Here is a 17491-nt window from a genome sequence, read left to right as displayed (position 1 = left end):
ATTGCACGGACCCCTTTTCGGAAGAATGACACCTTGGCCCCTGACTCTCTGCTTCACGCCCTGATCGCCCTCGGCCAGATCACCCTGATCGACATCACGCTTGCCGGTGACAATGCCGTCGTGATCGGGATGGCCGTCCGCAATCTCGAAGGGCGGCAGCGCCGTCTGGCCATCCTGTTCGGAACGGGTTTTGCGGCCATTCTGCGGGTCGGCCTGGCCCTGCTGGCGACAACGCTCCTTGCCGTGGTCGGCCTGACGCTGGCGGGTGGTTTTCTGCTTCTGTGGGTCTGCTGGAAGATGTATCGTGAGCTTCGTGGTGGCGAGCATCACGAGGACGTCGAAGCTGCCCCACCGCGCCTCGGCCCGGCCGTCCTGAGGATCGTGGTGGCCGATCTGTCCATGAGTCTCGATAATGTTCTGGCTGTGGCTGGTGCCGCCGTCGGGCATCCGTGGATTCTTGTATCGGGGCTTGTGCTCTCGGTTTTACTGATGGGACTTGCCGCATCGGTCGTCGCCAATCTTCTGGCCCGTTACCGCTGGATCGCCTGGATCGGTCTGCTGGTGGTGCTGGGTGTCGCAATCGAACTCGTCATCCGGGGTGGCGGAGAGGTCTGGACGCATGTTCTTCCGAAATAGCCGAACACTCCTTGCGGGGCTTATGGCGCTTTACGCCGCGTCATCGGCCCTCGCCGCGCCCCCGTCTCCTCCCGTTCGGGAGCGGCTCGCGGAATGGCTTATTCTCGTCGGACCGGGCGGAACCGCTTTTCCGGCACAGCGCTACGCTGATTTCCTGGCACAGACGCCCCAGTGGCCGCAGCGGGTCCGGATCCTCTGGCGTTATCAGAATGCCCTGTCCCAGACCACCGATCCGCAGATCCTGAATGCCCTTTGCCCGCGCTATCCCCTCACGCTCCCGGCGGCGTTCGAGGCCTGCGCTCCTCATCTTCCTGACGCGGCTTCAACGGTCCGTCGCCTCTGGCTGTCAGGCAATGCCCTGACCGTCAGCGAAGAACAGACGCTGTTCCAGCGTTTCGGCCAGAGCTTCACAGCCGCCGATCAGTGGGCCCGTTACGAGGCCCTGGAACTGCGGGGCCAGTTCTCCGCCGCGTCGCGCCAGATCGAGCGTCTTGCTCCGGACCAACAGCCGCTGGCACGTGCCCGGCTGGCCGAACGTCTGGCGTCGCCTGATGCCGATTCCCTGTTCGCATCGCTCCCTGCTGACCTGCAATCCGATCCTACCCTGATCCGCTATCGTCTCAGAGCGCTGCGCCGTGGAGACAGGCTGGACGAAGCGCTCTCGCTGTGGAACGCGCAGGGCGCCGCGCTCCAGCAGGCCAGCCCCTCGCATGACTGGTCGTCCGAGCGCATCAGTCTCGCCCGCGCCCTGCTGCTGGCTGGCCGTCCGAAAGAGGCCGCGGATCTCGCAGACGACACGACCATGGCGCCCGACACGACGGACCGTCAGGAAGCCGAACTGTTGAGCGGTATCATCGCGCTGAGGGAGCTTCAGGCTCCTGCCCGCGCGGAAAAATTCTTCAGGCCACTTCAGAACGCCACTTCGCTTCAGATGCAGGCCCGTGGCTATTACTGGACAGGCCGCGCCCTACAGGCTGCAGACCGGCAGCAGGATGCCGAAGCCGCCTTCCGCAAGGCTGCGTCGTATCCCACGACTTTTCCGGGTCAGCTCGCGCTCGCGGCCCTGACCCGGGACGAAAATATTCTGGTCTCCGGAAAATCGTCAGAGGCTTTTGACAGCGCCCTGCTTCAGGCGCTCCAGACCCTTCCCACCCCGACTGCCGGAACTCTCAGCCGTACGGACCTGCTCGAAGCTGCAACGGATCTCGTGCAGGCGGGCGATCCCGATCATGCACGGGAATTCCTCATGATGCTGGGCGTGGTCAATCCATCGCCCGAGGGGCAGAAAGCCGTCGCGGACGCCGCGTCCCGGCTGGGCCTGGCCGCACCGGAAGTCTTCGCGTCCTATGCCCTGGCGCGTAAGGGGATTGCTCTTTATCCGCAGGGCTTTCCCGATCCCTATCCGTCAGCCTCGACTGTCCCCGACGGGCTGCTGCCCGCCATCATCCGACAGGAGAGCGGCTTCGACCCCGACGCCATCAGTGGCGCCCATGCGGTCGGCCTGTTGCAGCTTCTTCCCGCCGCGGCAAAGGACGTGGTGCGCAAGGGGCATCTGGGCCCCGTTAATGTCTCACCCGCCGCCCTGACCGATCCCCAGACAAATCTCCGGATCGGCAACGCCTATGTCTCACAGCTTCTGGAGCGTTTCGGGAATGTGATTCCCTATGCGCTGGCGGCCTATAATGCCGGCCCGCACCGGGTTGATCTCTGGCTGAAGGCAGATCCCCCTTCCGAACCACTCTCCGAAGACGGCGTGCTGGATTGGATCGAACGCCTGCCCTATCGCGAGACACGCCTCTATATCGAAAACATCGAGGCCAGCATGATGATCTACCGTGTCAGGAACACCCATGCCGGATAACGAACTCCGCACGCTGGCCGAACAGGTGCTTGAGTATCTCGGCAAGACCGGCCAGAGACTGGTCACAGTGGAAAGCTGTACGGGTGGTCTGATTGCGGCCGCGCTCAGTGATATTCCCGGATCGTCAGACGTGCTGGAAGGCGGCTTTGTTACGTATTCCAACGCCCTGAAAGTGAGCGCTGTCGGTGTTCCCGAAGCCATTCTGGCTCAATACGGCGCCGTTAGCATCCAGACAGCCGAGGCGATGGCCAATGGTGGTCTTCTCAATGCCAGGGATGCGGACGTTGCCATCTCCGTGACAGGGATCGCCGGACCAGGTGGTGGCAGCGCCCTCAAACCGGTCGGAACCGTCTGCTTCGGGCGGGCCATTCGAACGGGACCAACCACAAGCGTGCAATGTCATTTCATGGGGGATCGCGCTGCCATCCGTGCCCAGTCCGTACACCATGCCCTGCAGATGGTTCTGGGGGCCTGACACGAAAAAAGCGGCTCCCGAATAAACGGAAGCCGCCTTTGCCTGAAGTCGGAGCGGACCTGAGGTCCGCCCGGAGCCTCAGTTACCCTGCGTCGGGGCCGGAAGCGTGGAGGCTGCTGCCGGAGCCTGAAGGCTCGGAGCCGTCGGAACGGCGGTCGGAGCTGCCGGCGGGACTGCAGCGGTCGGGGCCGTCGGGGCAACCGGCGTCTGAGCCTGCTGCAGCGAGCGGGCGTTCAGGGCATCCGTAGCAGACTCGCTGTCAGTCTTCTGCGTCTGCGCAGTCTTGTCGTGGTGCTTGCCGTGATGATGGTGATGCTCGGCCATTGCGGGCGAAGCTGCAGCGACCAGAGCGGTCAGGGCAAATGCGCCAAAGGAAATCTTTTTCATTACGTAATCCTTTTCATGTCACCATGACGGTGCTTGAGACCTGTAACGGCCCACGCACCGAATGGTTCTGGAAATACTACGAAATTTTATGTCCTTTGGGAAAGGCCCGGTGTCGGCGGGACCGTTTTCGTCGCCTGAGTGCCGTAAATGTCCCGTGCCCGCTTGATGAAGGCGGAGACCATCAGGCGCACGCCCTCGTTGAACACGACGCCCATCGCATTCTGCAGAAGGCGTGAACGGAACTCGAAATCCACGAAGAAATCGACCAGACAGCCTCGTGGGTCCGGCGTGAATGTCCAGACATTGTTCAGGTAACGGAAAGGCCCTTTCTCGTAGCGCACCCGGATACGTGAAGGCCGCTCCAGCGTCACGCGGCTGGTGAAGGTCTCGCGGAACGGGCCGAACCCGATCGTCAGATCCGCCACAAGCTCCTGTTCCGTCTGGGTCCGGATGCTTGCCTTCACACACCAGGGAAGGAACTGCGGATATTTCTCCACATCTGCCACAAGATCGAAAAGCTGGTCCGGCGTGTAGGCGATCAACCGTTGCTCGGCATGTGTCGGCATCAGAGACTTTCTTTCAGACGGCTGTTCCGCGCAGCCTGAAGCTTCGCGAAATCACTGTCCGCATGGTAGGAGGACCGGGTCAGCGGACTGGCACTGACCTGAAGAAATCCTTTTGAACGGGCAGCAGCAGCATAGCCGTCAAACTCGTCGGGGGTAACAAACTTTTCCACCGCCGCATGTTTCGCGGACGGCTGGAGATACTGTCCAAGCGTCAGGAAATCGACGTCCGCGATCCGGAAATCATCCATCACCTGGGCTACTTCCATCCGCTCCTCGCCAAGCCCAAGCATCAGGCCGGACTTGGTAAAAATGGAAGGATCGAGTTTCTTTACTCCGTCCAGGAGACGGACGGACTGATAGTAACGCGCACCCGGTCTGATGGTGGGGTAAAGGCGGGGTACGGTCTCGATATTGTGATTGAAAACGTCCGGCCGGGCCGCCACCACGACCTCCAGCGCGCCATCCTTGCGCAGGAAATCAGGGGTCAGAATCTCGATCGTGGTCTGTGGAGAGGTCTCGCGGATCGCATGAATGACCCGCGCGAAGTGCATCGCTCCCCCGTCTTCCAGATCGTCACGATCCACCGAAGTGATGACGACATGCTTGAGCCCAAGCTTCGCCACCGCTTCTCCGACCCGCCGTGGCTCGTCCTCATCGAGATGCTTCGGCAGTCCGGTCGTGACATTGCAGAATGCGCAGGCCCGGGTGCAGATCTCGCCCATGATCATCATCGTGGCATGACGCTGCGACCAGCATTCCCCGATATTGGGGCATGCCGCTTCCTCGCAGACCGTCACCAGCCCGGCATCCCGCATGAGCGCACGGGTCTCGTGATAGACGGGATGGTTCGGCGCCTTGACCCGGATCCAGGACGGCTTGCGCTGGATCGGGTTATCAGGCCGGTGCGCCTTCTCCGGATGACGGAGGGCAGGCGCCGAACGGTGATCGATGGTGATGCGCTGGGACATAATGCTCAGATATGCAGCGGGCCGTCGAAGGCCGCCAGAGTTGCCTCATGCATGGTTTCGGAAATGGTCGGATGCGGGAAGACCGTCTCCACCAGCTCCGCTTCCGTCAGTTCGCCTGTGCGGGTGATGACGTAGCCCTGGATCATTTCCGTGACTTCCGCGCCGATCATGTGGGCGCCAAGAAGCTCGCCGCTCGTGGCATCGAACACGGTCTTGACCATGCCGTCCGTCTCACCCATCGCGACGGCCTTGCCGTTGGCAATGAACGGGAAGCGCCCAACCTTGACCTTGTGGCCGGCGGCAATGGCTTTCTCTTCGCTAAGCCCGACAGAGGCGATCTGCGGACGCGAATAGGTACAGCCCGGGATATTCAGCGGATGGAGCGGCTGCGGCGAACGGCCCGCAATCTTCTCGACGCACAGGATGCCTTCATGGCTCGCCTTGTGGGCCAGCCACGGAGCACCCGCAACGTCGCCGATCGCATAGATGCCCGGTTCGCCGGTGCGGCAGAAGCCGTCCGTGACGATATGGGTCCGCTCGACCTGGACCTTGGTGCCCTCAAGCCCCAGATCCTCGACATTGCCGACGATACCGACCGCGCAGATAACCCGATCCACCGTCAGATCGATCTTGCCCGTCGGGCTCTCAATCGTCGTGGAGACCTCGTTTTCACCCTTGTTCAGCGGCCCGACCTTCGCGCTGGTGATGATCTTCATCCCCTGCTTCTCGAAAGCCTTGCGGGCAGCGTCACTGATTTCCGGGTCTTCGGCAATCAGGATCCGGTCCGCGACTTCGGCAATCGTGACCTCGCTGCCCATGTTCCGGTAGAAGGACGCAAACTCGATTCCAATAGCGCCCGAACCGATGACGAGGAGCCGCTTGGGCAGTTCCTTCGGCGTCATGGCCTCGCGTGCGCCCCAGATCAGGGTGCCGTCTGTCTCAAGACCCGGAAGCTGACGACCGCGCGCACCCGTTGCAAGGATGACATGCGGCGCCTTGATGGTGGCAACCGCCGCGCCATCCTTGGTGATGGCAACCTGATGCGCCTCACCCGAACGGCCGGACAGCTTTGCACGACCGTCAAAGGTCGTGACCTTGGCCTTCTTCAACAGATGCGCAATACCGCCGCCCATCCGGCGTGCGATGCTGCGTGAACGGCCAACGATCTTGGACAGGTCGAACGAGATGTTGTCGGCGGAAAGCCCGAACGTCCCCAGTTCCTGCAGCAGATGGTGGATTTCCGAAGACCGCAGAAGCGCCTTGGTCGGAATGCAGCCCCAGTTGAGGCATACGCCGCCGAAATGCGTGCTTTCCACGATCGCCACGCTCATGCCGAGCTGGCTGGCGCGAAGGGCCGCCACATAGCCGCCGGGGCCGCCACCAACAACAATCAGATCGAACGTATCGGACATGGTTCAGACCACCAGAGTGTAAGGGTTCTGCACGATATCGCGCAGTGCATTAAGCCATTCGGCACCAAGCGCGCCATCGACGGCACGGTGATCGACCGAAAGCGTCGCCGTCATCACGGTCGCAACCGCAATTTCTGATCCACGCACCACGGCCCGCTTCTCACCCGAGGCAATCGCCAGAATACCGGCCTGCGGCGGATTGATGATCGCCGCGAACTCGCGCACGCCGAACATGCCCATGTTGGAAATGGAGAACGTGCCGCCTTGGAATTCCTCGGGCTTGAGCTTTCCGGCACGGGCGCGCTTGGCCAGATCCTTGGCTTCGACGCTGATCTGGCGCAGGGACTTGCGATCGGCGTTGCGGATGATCGGCGTGATCAGGCCGTCCGGCACCGACACAGCCATCGATATGTCCACATTTTCGAAATGCAGCGTCTCGGCATCCGTGAACTGCACGTTCACACCCGGCACCTTCTTCAGCGCTAGCGCAACGGCCTTGATCATCATGTCATTGACGGAAATCTTGAAGCTGTTTTCCTGTGCAGTGGCATTCAGCTTCGAACGCAGTTCCAGCAGTGCATCCAACTCGATATCGACCGAGACATAGAAATGCGGCACCTGCGTTTTGGACTCCGTCAGACGCCGCGCAATGACCTTGCGCATCGTGGAGTTCGGAACGCGACGCACCGTCTCTTCCGAAGCAGCAACGGGTGTCGCTGACGGAACTGCTTTCGGCGCAGTCTTCGGAGCCGTCACGCCCTTTTCCACATCGCGCTTGAGAATACGGCCGTTCGGGCCGCTTCCCGTCAGTGCATCGAGGGCAATGCCTCGCTCACGCGCCATGCGGCGGGCCAGCGGAGAGACGAAAATTCGTTCGCCTTTCTCTTCTGGCGCAGCTTTTGCAGGCGCAGTCCCCGTCGATACGGCCGGAGCGGCCTCGGCTTTCGGGGCCGCTGGCGCCTGCGTGGAAGAGGCTTCCGGCACAGCCTCCCCCTCTTCCACAAGAACCGCGATCGGCGTGTTGACGGGAATGCCTTCGACGCCTTCCTGGATCAGGATGCGGCCAAGAATGCCCTCGTCCACGGCTTCTACTTCCATGGTCGCCTTGTCGGTCTCGATCTCGGCAATCACGTCGCCAGCGGAGACGGTATCGCCCTCGGCTTTAAGCCAGCGGGCCAGTTTGCCCTCGGTCATGGTCGGCGACAGCGCCGGCATCAGAATATCGGTAGCCATCGTTGTCAGTCCCGCAGCTGCTTGCGAACGGCATCCACAACCCATTCAGGTTTCGGAAGCGCCAGTTTTTCGAGATTGGCCGCATAGGGCATCGGCAGGTCGAGCCCGCAGACACGTGCCGGCGGAGCATCGAGCCAGTCAAAGGCCTGCTCGACGGCCACGGTGCAGATTTCCGCACCAATACCCGCCACCGGCCAGCCTTCCTCAACGGAGACGATCCGGTTCGTCTTCTTCACGCTGCGCACGATCGTCTCAGTGTCCAGAGGACGGATCGAACGCAGGTTGATGACTTCGGCCGAGATGCCTTCATCCGCCAAGATTGCCGCGGCTTCCAGAGCCACGCCAACCATGATGGAGAACGCCACCAGCGTCACATCCGTCCCTTCCCGCTCGATCTTCGCGCGACCGATCGGCAGGATGAAATCTTCATCCACCGGGCACGGGAATTTCTGGCCGTAAAGGATCTCGTTTTCCAGCACGATGACCGGGTTCGGATCACGAATGGCCGCCCGGAGCAGCCCCTTCGCATCCGCGGCGGACCAGGGAGCGACCACCTTCAGGCCCGGAATATGCGCGTACCAGCTTGCGAAACACTGCGAATGCTGGGCACCCACGCGGGCCGCTGCACCGTTCGGTCCACGGAATACGATGGGGCAGCCCATCTGACCACCGGACATATACAGCGTCTTGGCGGCGGAATTAATAATATGATCAATGGCCTGAAGCGAGAAGTTCATGGTCATGAACTCGACGATCGGCTTCAGCCCCGTCAGCGCCGCACCAACGGCCATACCCGTGAAGCCATGCTCGGTGATCGGCGTGTCGATGACGCGCTTTTCGCCAAACTCTTCCAGCAGACCCTGGCTGATCTTGTACGCGCCCTGATACTGCGCCACTTCCTCGCCGATCAGGAATACGTCTTCATCACGACGCAGTTCAGCCGCCATGGCATCACGCAGCGCCTGACGCACGGTGATCTCGCTGGTTTCGCCCCAGTCGCGATCATCCTCGGCCTGCGCCACTTCCGGCGCTTCGGTAATGGCCGGATCGGACGGTGTTTCAATGGCGACAGGCGCGCCGACTGCCGGATCGGAAGACCGCACGACACTATCGGCCGCAGAAGCATCCTCGCCTTCTGCCAGAAGCACGGCGATCGGCGTGTTGACCGCGATGTTCTGTGTGCCCTCTTCCACCAGCGTTTTACCGATCACACCTTCGTCCACGGCTTCGACTTCCATCGTCGCCTTGTCGGTCTCGATCTCGGCAATCACGTCACCGGCTGCAACGGTATCACCGGCCTTCTTGACCCAGCGGGCCAGCGTCCCTTCGGTCATGGTCGGCGAGAGAGCCGGCATCAGAATCAGAGATGCCATGGATCAGGCCTCCACCAGAATATCGGTCCAGAGTTCGGACACGTCCGGCTCCGGGCTTGTCTGTGCAAATTCGGTCGCGTCCGCCACGATGGCCTTCACGTCCGTCTCAATGTCCTTGAAGACACTCTCCTCAATGCCGCTGCGCAGCATTTCGGCCTTCAGCGTCTCAATCGGATCGCGCGTGCGACGCATCTCCTCGACTTCCGCACGCTGGCGGTACTTCGCCGGATCGGACATGGAGTGCCCGCGATAGCGATAGGTTTCCATCTCAAGCAGGAACGGTCCCTTGCCCGAGCGGCAGTATTCCATGGCTTCCTGCGCGGCTTCATGCACGGCAAAAATATCCATGCCGTCCACCTTGCGGCTGGCAATCCCCCAGGGCTCGCCATTGCGGGACAGATCCTTGGAGGCCGAGGCGCGCTCGATGGACGTGCCCATGCCGTAGCGGTTGTTCTCGATCACATAGATGCAGGGCAGCTTGTGCAGGGCCGCGAGATTGAAGCTCTCATAGACCTGGCCCTGTGCCGACGCACCCTCGCCGAAATACACGATCGAGACCTCGTCCGTGCCGCGATACTTGTTCGCAAAGGCCAGACCCGTACCGAGTGCGACCTGTGCACCGACGATACCATGGCCGCCATAGAACTCCTTTTCACGGGAGAACATGTGCATGGAACCGCCCTTGCCGTGCGAATATCCACCGGAGCGGCCCGTCAGTTCCGCCATAACACCACGCGGCGTCATGCCCGCGACGAGCATCTGCCCATGGTCGCGATAGGACGTAATGGACTTGTCGCCCTGCTTCATGTTGAGGCCGATCCCGACCACAACGGCTTCCTGGCCGATATACAGATGGCAGAAGCCGCCGATCAGACCCATGCCGTAAAGCTGGCCAGCCTTTTCCTCAAAGCGCCGGACAAGAAGCATGTCCCTGTAAGCGCGCTTCATGGTCTCCGGCGAAAGGGCCGGACCGTTGCTCCGGCCTGAAGCGGACGGTGTCTCGTCCATGACGGTCTCCTGATGGAAATGCACAAAATCCTGCATGCTCTTAGCGGCAGAACCCGCCAAAAGCCAGACCACGCCCCCGCTTTCGAGGAAGTCCCGGCCTGCTGGATGTGCCGTGGAAAAACGGATCAGACCGCCCCGAAGGGCGGCCTGGGATCATACGAAACCGAGCAGACGGCGTGCGGCCACGCCGGGGTCGGGCTCACGCAGCAGGCTCTCGCCCACCAGAACCGCGCTCGCTCCGACCGCCCCGACCTTCATCATGTCGTCCTGCGTCCGGATGCCGCTTTCGGAGACGACCAGACGATCCGGCGGCACCAGCGGCGCAAGATCGATTGTCGTCTGGATGTCGGTCTTCAGTGTCCGCAGGTTACGGTTGTTGATCCCGATCAGGAACGTATCGAGTGCCAGCGCCCGGTTCAGTTCGGCCTCGTCATGGACTTCCAGAAGGACATCCATGTCCAGCCCGCGGGCGATCGCGATTAGCTCGGCAGCCTGGGTTTCCGTCAGGATCGCCATGATCAGCAGGATGCAGTCCGCCCCGATCAGGCGGCTTTCATGAACCTGCCACGGGTCCAGAATGAAGTCCTTGCGCAGGATCGGCAGGCTGCATGCTTCGCGCACGGCCCGGATATCGTCCGTGCTGCCGTGAAAGCACGAGCCTTCCGTCAGTACCGAAAGACAGGTGGCGCCGGCAGCCTGGTATTCCTGCGCGATCTCGACCGGATTGTAGTCCGGACGCAGGATACCGGCAGACGGAGACGCCTTCTTGATCTCGGCAATCAGTCCGACCTGACGATCGGCTGTGAGATGCTGGAGCGCCTGACCGAAGCCCCGTGTCGGGACCGTGACTTCCCGGGCGCGTGCCGTGATCTCCTTGAGGGACATGATCTGGGAGCGCTGCTCGATGTCCACGCGGGTGCGGGCACAGATCCGGGCCAGAACGTCACTGCGGTCAGCCGCGGTTTCCGCTTCGGGATCCTTGATGGGCGGGGTCGTCGTTTCCGGAATTTCCGGGTCCGGGAACTGTTCCGTTCCCTCAGGCGAATATGTCATCGCCGGTCGATGGTACATGAATGTCATGATCGTCCTGCGTCTTTGGGGGCAATGGAATGAGCTGACATGCGCGCAGCCTCGAGCGCGGCACGGGCAAGACCCCGGTCAATGGAGTCTGCCGCCATTCCTACATTGCGACGGAAAGCCGGAACGTCAATCGCTCCGGCCTTCACGATATCGCCGCGCCCTGCCACATGCAGGGCCGCAGCGGCGTTGAGAAGAACCGTATCCCGGTAGGCGCCACCCGCGCCATCCAGCAGGGCAACAAGCGCAGCCGCATTGGCCTGCGCATCCCCGCCCCGGATGGCTGAAATCGGTGCGGCAGCCAGTCCGGCCATGTCCGGTTCGATCCCGAATGAAAAAAGGGTGTCATCCTGCCACGCCGAAACCTGGGAGGGGCCAGCAAGCGTAAGCTCGTCGCTTCCCCCTTCTTCGGTCGAGCCATGCACGACCCAGACCGATAAACTGCCCAGTGCGCCAAGCGCCCGCGCCACTGGCTCGCACCAGTTTCCGTCAAACACGCCGATCAGCTGATGGCGGACCTGAGCGGGGTTGCACAGCGGCCCGAGCAGGTTGAACAGCGTGCGGAAACCCAGTGCCTTTCGGACGGGAGCCGCATGCCGCATCGCAGGATGATGCTGGGGGGCTGCCAGAAAGACCAGGCCGTCTTCGCGCAGCCGACGCCCCTGAAGCTCCAGATCATCAGTCGGCGGAATACCCAGAACTTCGAGAACATCCGTGGCACCCGTGGCAGATGAGAGTGCGCGGTTGCCATGCTTGGCCACGGGAACGCCAAGTCCCGCCAGCACGAAGGCTACGGCTGTGGAGACATTCAGTGTCTTCAGGCCGTCGCCGCCTGTTCCGCACACATCAATCGCCCCGGCTGGCACATCCGGCAGAACCGTCATGTGATGACGGACCGCCTGAACGGCTCCGGTCAGTTCGGCAAAGGTTTCGCCACGCAGTTTCAGCGCGGTCAGGAAAGCGGCAAGCTGAACGGGATCGACCTCGCCGGCCATGATGGCGTGAAAAGCCGTTTCCGCCTCATGACTGTCGAGTTGCCGTCCCAGGGCCGCCTTGTGCAGAAGGGACGTGAAATCCGCGCTCACAGTCATGCGGCCTGTGCGGCGAGGACCGGAATACCGGCAATTTTCAGGAAATTGGCCAGCAACTCGCGTCCTGCAACAGATGCGATGCTTTCGGGATGGAACTGGACGCCATGCACGGGATAGTCGCGGTGACGCACGCCCATGATGACGCCGTCTTCCGTCCGGGCATTGACCACAAGCGTTTCGGGAATGCTGTCGGGGGCAAGCGTCAGGCTGTGATAGCGCACCACATCCACCGGCTCCGGCAGCCCGGCAAAGACGCCCGTTCCGTCATGATGCACCGCGCTGATCTTGCCATGCATCGGCACAGGTGCCCGCACGACTTCTGCTCCGAAGACCTGCCCGATCGCCTGATGGCCAAGGCATACGCCAAAAACCGGCACCTTCCCCGCAGCCGCCCGGATCAGATCACAGCAGATCCCGGCCTCGGCCGGGGCACCAGGGCCTGGCGAGATCACAATTGCGGACGGATTGAGCGCCAGGGCCTCGTCGACACTCAGCGCGTCATTGCGCCGCACATCACACTCAACCCCAAGCGCACCCAGATGGTGGACGATGTTGAATGTGAAGCTGTCGTAATTGTCGATGAGAAGGATCATGGCAACAGAATGACCCCCGTGTCTGTTTTCGTCAAATACATCGCGCTTCGAGGCTCTGTCAGGCTTTCGCGGCCGTTGCGACGGCGATTTCCGCCGCCCGGAACAAGGCGCGGGCCTTCGCCTGCGTCTCACGGAACTCGGCGTTCGGATCGCTGTCCGCCACGACGCCGCAGCCGGCCTGCACATACATGTTCCCGCCCTTGAGAACGGCCATGCGCAGCCCGATGCAGGTATCCATTTCCCCGTCCGCCCCGAAATACCCGACGCAGCCGGAATACGGCCCGCGGCGTGTCGGTTCCAGTTCGTCGATGATTTCCATTGCACGGATCTTGGGGGCGCCCGTCAGGGTCCCGGCCGGGAAAGCTGCAACAAGTGCATCCATCGCGGTTTTGCCGCCCTTGATGCGGCCGGTCACGGTCGAGGAAATATGCATGACGTGGCTGTAGCGCTCGATGACGAATTTCTCCGGAACCTCGACGGTTCCGAGCTGTGAAACACGCCCCACATCGTTGCGCCCCAGATCGATCAGCATCAGATGCTCGGCCAGTTCCTTGCGGTCGGCCAGAAGCTCCTTTTCCAGAGCCAGATCCTCTTCGCGGTCCGCTCCGCGCGGGCGTGTGCCCGCCAGCGGACGTACCGTGACCTCGCCGTTGCGCAGACGCACGAGGATTTCCGGAGACGATCCGACCAGAGCGTAATCCTCAAGCTCCATCACGAACAGGAACGGCGCCGGATTGACGCGGCGCAGGCTGCGATAGAGCGAGAGCGGTGACAGCGGGAATGGTGTCGTGAAGCGCTGGCTCGGCACGATCTGGAATGCATCGCCCGCAGCGATATAGTCCTGCGCCTTGCGGATGTGATCCTCGAACTGCTGCTGCGTCATGTTCGATGTCGGGGGCGCCAGTTCCGTGCCAGCCGGCAGCGTTTCGCGCGCATCTCCCAGCGGGGCGGCCAGAGCGGCCCGTGCCTGATCGAGAAGCGCATGCGCCTCCGCATCCGTCGTCTCGCCGCGCACCGGCACGGCCAGCGTAAGCTCGTCCCGCACGGAATCGAAGACCGCGAACAGGCGCGGACGGATCATGATCCCTTCCGGCAGTCCCAGATCGTTGACCGGGGCGTTCGGCAGGCGCTCCATCTGGCGCACCATGTCGTAACCCAGCACGCCGAACACGCCGCCGATCATCGGCGGCATTCCGGCCGGAAGCTCCATCTGGCTCTCATCCACGATGGTCTTCAGGGTCTCGAGCGGTACGCCGCCAACGGGCTTGCCGTCCAGCGTCACCTTCCCGTCCCGGCACTTCCAGACCAGATCCGGCAGAAGCGCGATTACGGAATAACGCCCGCGGGCCGCACCGCCTTCGACGCTTTCAAACAGCAGCCGGTACGGATCGTCCGACAGTTTCGAGAGACGCAGAAAGGCCGAGACAGGCGTCAGAAGATCGGCGGCCTCGATGCTGTAGACAATGCCCATTACTGCGCCCCGTTTCCTGCTGCCGGCGCGGCCGCAGTCACGACCTGATTATAGAGCGCCATGTTGATGTGCGACGGCGGAACCGCCTTTTCTATGGCCGCATTCAGGGCCACCGGGATGTCGGAACGCATGGACTGCAGGTATTCGTCCGAAAGCTGGTTGCCCAGGCTTTTCATGTCCTCTGCCGAGGCCGGCTTGTCTGCCGTCACGTTGACCAGCCAGAATGCATCGGGGGATTCGAACATGCCGCTCGTTCCCGGCTTGAGACCGAAGACACCGCGCAGGACATTCTGCGGCAGGCTCTGGTCCGGATGAACCCGCGACACGGCAACGTCCTGACGCAGGGCCGAGGCTTCGGCCTGCCCCTCAACAGCCTTGCGCAGCGTTCCCGCCTTGGCGGCATTGAACAGCGCGGTTGCCCGCAGATCCGCAGCGTGGCGCTTCTGATCAGCTGTCCAGGCCTGCACGACCTGATCGCGCACGCTGTCGAACGGCTTGAGCGTACCCGGATGTACTTCATCGACGAGTAGGGAGAACGCCGTGCCGTTCGGACCATTGATGACGGTCGGCTGGGCACCTTTGGACTGGGTGAAGATCTGGTGGATGATCGCCTGGCGCAGGGCCGCGTCGCCCGGGATGGGGGCAGGCAGACCGTCCTGTGTCAGGCCGTTTGAATCCAGCGTGCCGGATGCGGGAACGGCCCCGAGATCGCTCGGGATCTGCTCCAGTGTCGAAGATCCGGCAACCGCATCCTGAAACTGCTTCTGGCGGGCCTGAAGCGCCTCCCCGGCTTCCTGGGTCTGGACTTGCGTCTTCAGACCGTCCTTAGCCTGTTCGAAGGTCGTTTTGTGGGGCGCGGTGATGGCCGTGATGTTGAAGACGACCCAGCCCATGCCGGTCTTTTCCGGTCCGGAGATGCGGTCGGACGGTGCTGCGAATGCCGCCTTGGCGAGCTCGGGGTTCGGAATGTCGCTCTGACGCACGGACGGCAGGGACACCGCAGCAGCTTCGGGGAACTTCTTCTGGATATCGTCCCAGGACGTTCCGCTCTTCCAGGCCGTTGCAGCCGCATCGGCCTTTGCCTGATCGGTGAAGGTCAGGACCTGAAGCGTCCGCGTCTCGGGCATGTCGAAGGTGCGGGCCTGAAAATCATAGAGGCGGTGCAGGACGTCGTCGGGAACCTCGATCGTCTTCGCCACGCTGTCCGGCGTCATGACGACCATTTTCGCATGGCGGTATTCCGTCGTGCGGAACATCTGCGGGTGGTTGTCATAGAAACGGTGAAGCTGGTCATCCGTCGGCGCAGCGGCAACGACACCGCTTGCAAACGGGATCTGAACCAGATCGAAGACGCGCTGGCTTGCATCGAAGGACAGCATCCGGTCCGTCAGGGAGGGCGGCGCGATAACGGACTGCCCCATGCCCTGCAGAAGCCCGCGTGAAGCGATGTCCTCGCGGATGGCCTGGAGCAGCTTGCCCTCGGACAGTCCGATCCGGGTCAGACGGTCATTGAAGACGCTCCGGTCGAACTGTCCGGCGGCATTGTGAAACGCCGGAATGGCAAAGACTTCCTGCCGCACCAGATCATCAGGAACCATCATGCCTGCACGGGCGGCGGCAAGCTGGGTCTCGTTCTGGATCACAAGGTTTTGAAGCGTCTGCCGTGCGATCTGCTCGACCTCGCCCTTGGGGAGTTTGGACGGGTCGGCAAGCCCGATCCGCCTGGCGACTTCGGGAAGCTGCGCCGAGAGCGCGCGGCTGAAATCATCCGGCGTTATGCTGCGATCGCCGACGCGCACGACTTCGTTGGAGCTTGCCGTGCCCATGTTGGAATACACATCTCCCACGCCCCAGCCGATGAAGGCCAGAAAGATCAGCAGCGCGGCGGCACGGCCGGCCCAGGAGTCAACAAAGAGGTGGCGGAGCGTGGTAATCATAGGGTCAGGGCAGATCCGGATGACGGGATGGTGCGGACACAAAAGGCCCGCTAGACTTGCCGCACCATAATGTCGTGAGAACGGCTTGACCAGAAGCAGACCGGAACGAGTGCGACCTTGCGGCATTCAGCCGGTCGCAGACACTGAGCATACACCGGTAACGCCGCCATTCTTCAGGGCGTCATCATCAAGGAGGAAGAGTGCCCCCATCACCCAGGCTTGTCGTTGGAAACTGGAAGATGCACGGATTGCGGGAGCAGTCCGGCCGTCTGGCCCGTGCCGTCGCCGAGGGCGCGCAGTCCCTCCCCGATGACGTGCGGCTCGTCCTGTGCCCACCCTTCACCCAGCTCGCCAGCGTGCATGGCATCATCAATGCCGAAGGTCCGGCGACGCCGCTGCGTCTTGGCGCGCAGGACTGTCATACGACATCTTCGGGGCCCCACACCGGGGACATCTCGGCTGAAATGCTGGCCGACCTTGGCGTCCGCTATGTCATCCTCGGTCATTCCGAACGGCGTCAGGCCCATGGCGAAACCGATGTCCTGATTCGCCAGAAGGTCGAAGCTGCCGAAGCTGCGGGCCTCATTCCCATCGTCTGTATCGGCGAGACGATGCAGGAGCGTCTCGAAGGCCGGACGACCACCGTTCTGGCCACGCAGGTCGAGGGATCGTTGACCGACGACTTTACCGGTATCCTGGCTTACGAGCCCGTCTGGGCCATCGGAAGCGGCACGATCCCGCCCATCGACGAGCTCGAGAGAACCCTCTCTCTCCTGCATGGACTGTTGCAGTCCCGTCTCAAGACGGATGACATTCGTGTGCCAATCCTGTATGGCGGCTCCGTCACACCGGCTCAGGCGCCGACCATTTTTTCCATCGGGTCGCTTGGCGGGGTGCTGGTCGGCAGTGCCAGTCTGGAAGCAGAGAGCTTCCTGCGCATCGCTGAAGCGGCATCTTTCCGCCTGACGTCCCAACCATTGTCCGGACCCTATCGTTCATGACCACTCTTCTGCTTGCTCTCAACCTGCTGGTCACACTGGCGCTGATCGGGGTGATCCTGATCCAGCGCAGCGAAGGCGGCGGCCTCGGCATTGGCAGCGGCCAGGGCATGGGCTCCTTCATGAGCGGCCGTGGAACGGCAACGCTGCTGACGCGTGCCACGTCCGTTCTCGCCGGCATCTTCATGCTGCTGTGTCTGGTGCTGGCCGTCATGAACCGTGGCGCCTCTTCCGGCGTCGGCTCGCATGACATTCTGGCCGAACCGCCTGCCGCCACCCAGACGACCACCACCACAACCCCGGCTGCACCTGCCGCTCCGGCTCCCGCACCTGCTCACTGATCGGGGCTGAAAATCCCCGTTCAAACTTTTTAACGGGGATCTTTTCAACAGACGCGTCTCTTCG

Annotated in this window: 17 protein-coding genes; 5 read left to right on the top strand and 12 right to left on the bottom strand. The window is 62.4% G+C overall.

Features of this window, described 5'->3' with window-relative positions; translation table 11 throughout:
* The first annotated feature begins 33 nt into the window (after positions 1-33).
* From GLS_RS12380 to GLS_RS12370, 3 genes are read left to right on the top strand one after another with little or no spacing between them, the layout of a single operon-like run.
* Positions 34-636, top strand: coding sequence for a YjbE family putative metal transport protein (locus tag GLS_RS12380; RefSeq protein ID WP_024716901.1), 603 nt, complete (start codon positions 34-36; stop codon positions 634-636).
* Entirely contained in the window at positions 620-2497 is a 1878-nt protein-coding gene (locus tag GLS_RS12375) for a lytic transglycosylase domain-containing protein (RefSeq protein WP_041112451.1), read from the top strand. Before GLS_RS12380 ends, GLS_RS12375 begins: the two co-directional genes overlap by 17 nt.
* Positions 2487-2972 (top strand): CinA family protein, encoded by a 486-nt coding sequence (locus GLS_RS12370; protein WP_041112450.1) that lies wholly within the window; start codon positions 2487-2489, stop codon positions 2970-2972. The genes GLS_RS12375 and GLS_RS12370 overlap by 11 nt, the downstream gene beginning before the upstream one ends.
* Positions 2973-3050: 78 nt before the next feature.
* Here the strand turns inward: GLS_RS12370 and GLS_RS12365 are convergent, their stop codons facing one another.
* The 12 genes from GLS_RS12365 to GLS_RS12310 all read right to left on the bottom strand — a co-directional run bounded on the left by GLS_RS12365 (position 3051) and on the right by GLS_RS12310 (position 16088).
* Positions 3051-3359 (bottom strand): hypothetical protein, encoded by a 309-nt coding sequence (locus GLS_RS12365; RefSeq protein ID WP_041112449.1) that lies wholly within the window; start codon positions 3357-3359, stop codon positions 3051-3053.
* Between the two features lie 86 nt (positions 3360-3445).
* Positions 3446-3925: a type II toxin-antitoxin system RatA family toxin gene (locus GLS_RS12360; protein ID WP_041112448.1), complete on the bottom strand. Its 480-nt coding sequence runs from the start codon at positions 3923-3925 to the stop codon at positions 3446-3448.
* Complete coding sequence (lipA, locus tag GLS_RS12355; RefSeq protein ID WP_041112447.1) at positions 3925-4893, bottom strand: lipoyl synthase; 969 nt, start codon at positions 4891-4893, stop codon at positions 3925-3927. Before lipA ends, GLS_RS12360 begins: the two co-directional genes overlap by 1 nt.
* Before the next feature lie 5 nt (positions 4894-4898).
* Complete coding sequence (gene lpdA, locus GLS_RS12350) at positions 4899-6305, bottom strand: dihydrolipoyl dehydrogenase (protein ID WP_041112446.1); 1407 nt, start codon at positions 6303-6305, stop codon at positions 4899-4901.
* A 3-nt stretch (positions 6306-6308) separates the two neighbouring features.
* The gene (locus tag GLS_RS12345) at positions 6309-7538 is read right to left on the bottom strand and encodes a pyruvate dehydrogenase complex dihydrolipoamide acetyltransferase (protein ID WP_041112445.1); all 1230 of its coding nucleotides are present in this window, start codon (positions 7536-7538) and stop codon (positions 6309-6311) included.
* A 5-nt stretch (positions 7539-7543) separates the two neighbouring features.
* The gene (locus GLS_RS12340; RefSeq protein ID WP_041112444.1) at positions 7544-8911 is read right to left on the bottom strand and encodes a pyruvate dehydrogenase complex E1 component subunit beta; all 1368 of its coding nucleotides are present in this window, start codon (positions 8909-8911) and stop codon (positions 7544-7546) included.
* A gap of 3 nt (positions 8912-8914) precedes the next feature.
* A complete protein-coding gene (gene pdhA, locus GLS_RS12335; protein WP_011253792.1) occupies positions 8915-9919 on the bottom strand; it encodes a pyruvate dehydrogenase (acetyl-transferring) E1 component subunit alpha in 1005 nt (334 codons plus the stop codon).
* 153 nt (positions 9920-10072) lie between these two features.
* A complete protein-coding gene (gene trpC, locus GLS_RS12330; RefSeq protein ID WP_011253791.1) occupies positions 10073-10999 on the bottom strand; it encodes an indole-3-glycerol phosphate synthase TrpC in 927 nt (308 codons plus the stop codon).
* Positions 10996-12087 (bottom strand): anthranilate phosphoribosyltransferase, encoded by a 1092-nt coding sequence (trpD, locus tag GLS_RS12325; protein ID WP_041112443.1) that lies wholly within the window; start codon positions 12085-12087, stop codon positions 10996-10998. Before trpD ends, trpC begins: the two co-directional genes overlap by 4 nt.
* Positions 12084-12680, bottom strand: a complete 597-nt coding sequence (locus GLS_RS12320; protein WP_041112442.1) for an anthranilate synthase component II — start codon at positions 12678-12680, stop codon at positions 12084-12086. The genes trpD and GLS_RS12320 overlap by 4 nt, the downstream gene beginning before the upstream one ends.
* A 58-nt stretch (positions 12681-12738) precedes the next feature.
* Positions 12739-14151, bottom strand: coding sequence for an anthranilate synthase component I (gene trpE / locus GLS_RS12315; protein WP_041112441.1), 1413 nt, complete (start codon positions 14149-14151; stop codon positions 12739-12741).
* Positions 14151-16088, bottom strand: a complete 1938-nt coding sequence (locus GLS_RS12310; RefSeq protein ID WP_041112440.1) for a peptidylprolyl isomerase — start codon at positions 16086-16088, stop codon at positions 14151-14153. The genes trpE and GLS_RS12310 overlap by 1 nt, the downstream gene beginning before the upstream one ends.
* Before the next feature lie 200 nt (positions 16089-16288).
* Between GLS_RS12310 and tpiA the strand changes: the two genes are divergently transcribed.
* The gene (tpiA, locus tag GLS_RS12305) at positions 16289-17089 is read left to right on the top strand and encodes a triose-phosphate isomerase (protein ID WP_080691972.1); all 801 of its coding nucleotides are present in this window, start codon (positions 16289-16291) and stop codon (positions 17087-17089) included.
* On the top strand, positions 17086-17427 hold the full coding sequence (gene secG, locus GLS_RS12300) for a preprotein translocase subunit SecG (RefSeq protein WP_011253786.1): 342 nt from the start codon (positions 17086-17088) through the stop codon (positions 17425-17427). Before tpiA ends, secG begins: the two co-directional genes overlap by 4 nt.
* Positions 17428-17491 lie beyond the last annotated feature (64 nt).

Origin of the sequence: Gluconobacter oxydans DSM 3504, from assembly GCF_000583855.1 — a bacterium.
In the GTDB taxonomy this organism is placed as follows: Bacteria; Pseudomonadota; Alphaproteobacteria; order Acetobacterales; family Acetobacteraceae; genus Gluconobacter; species Gluconobacter oxydans.
This window is presented reverse-complemented; position numbering and strand designations above follow the sequence as displayed.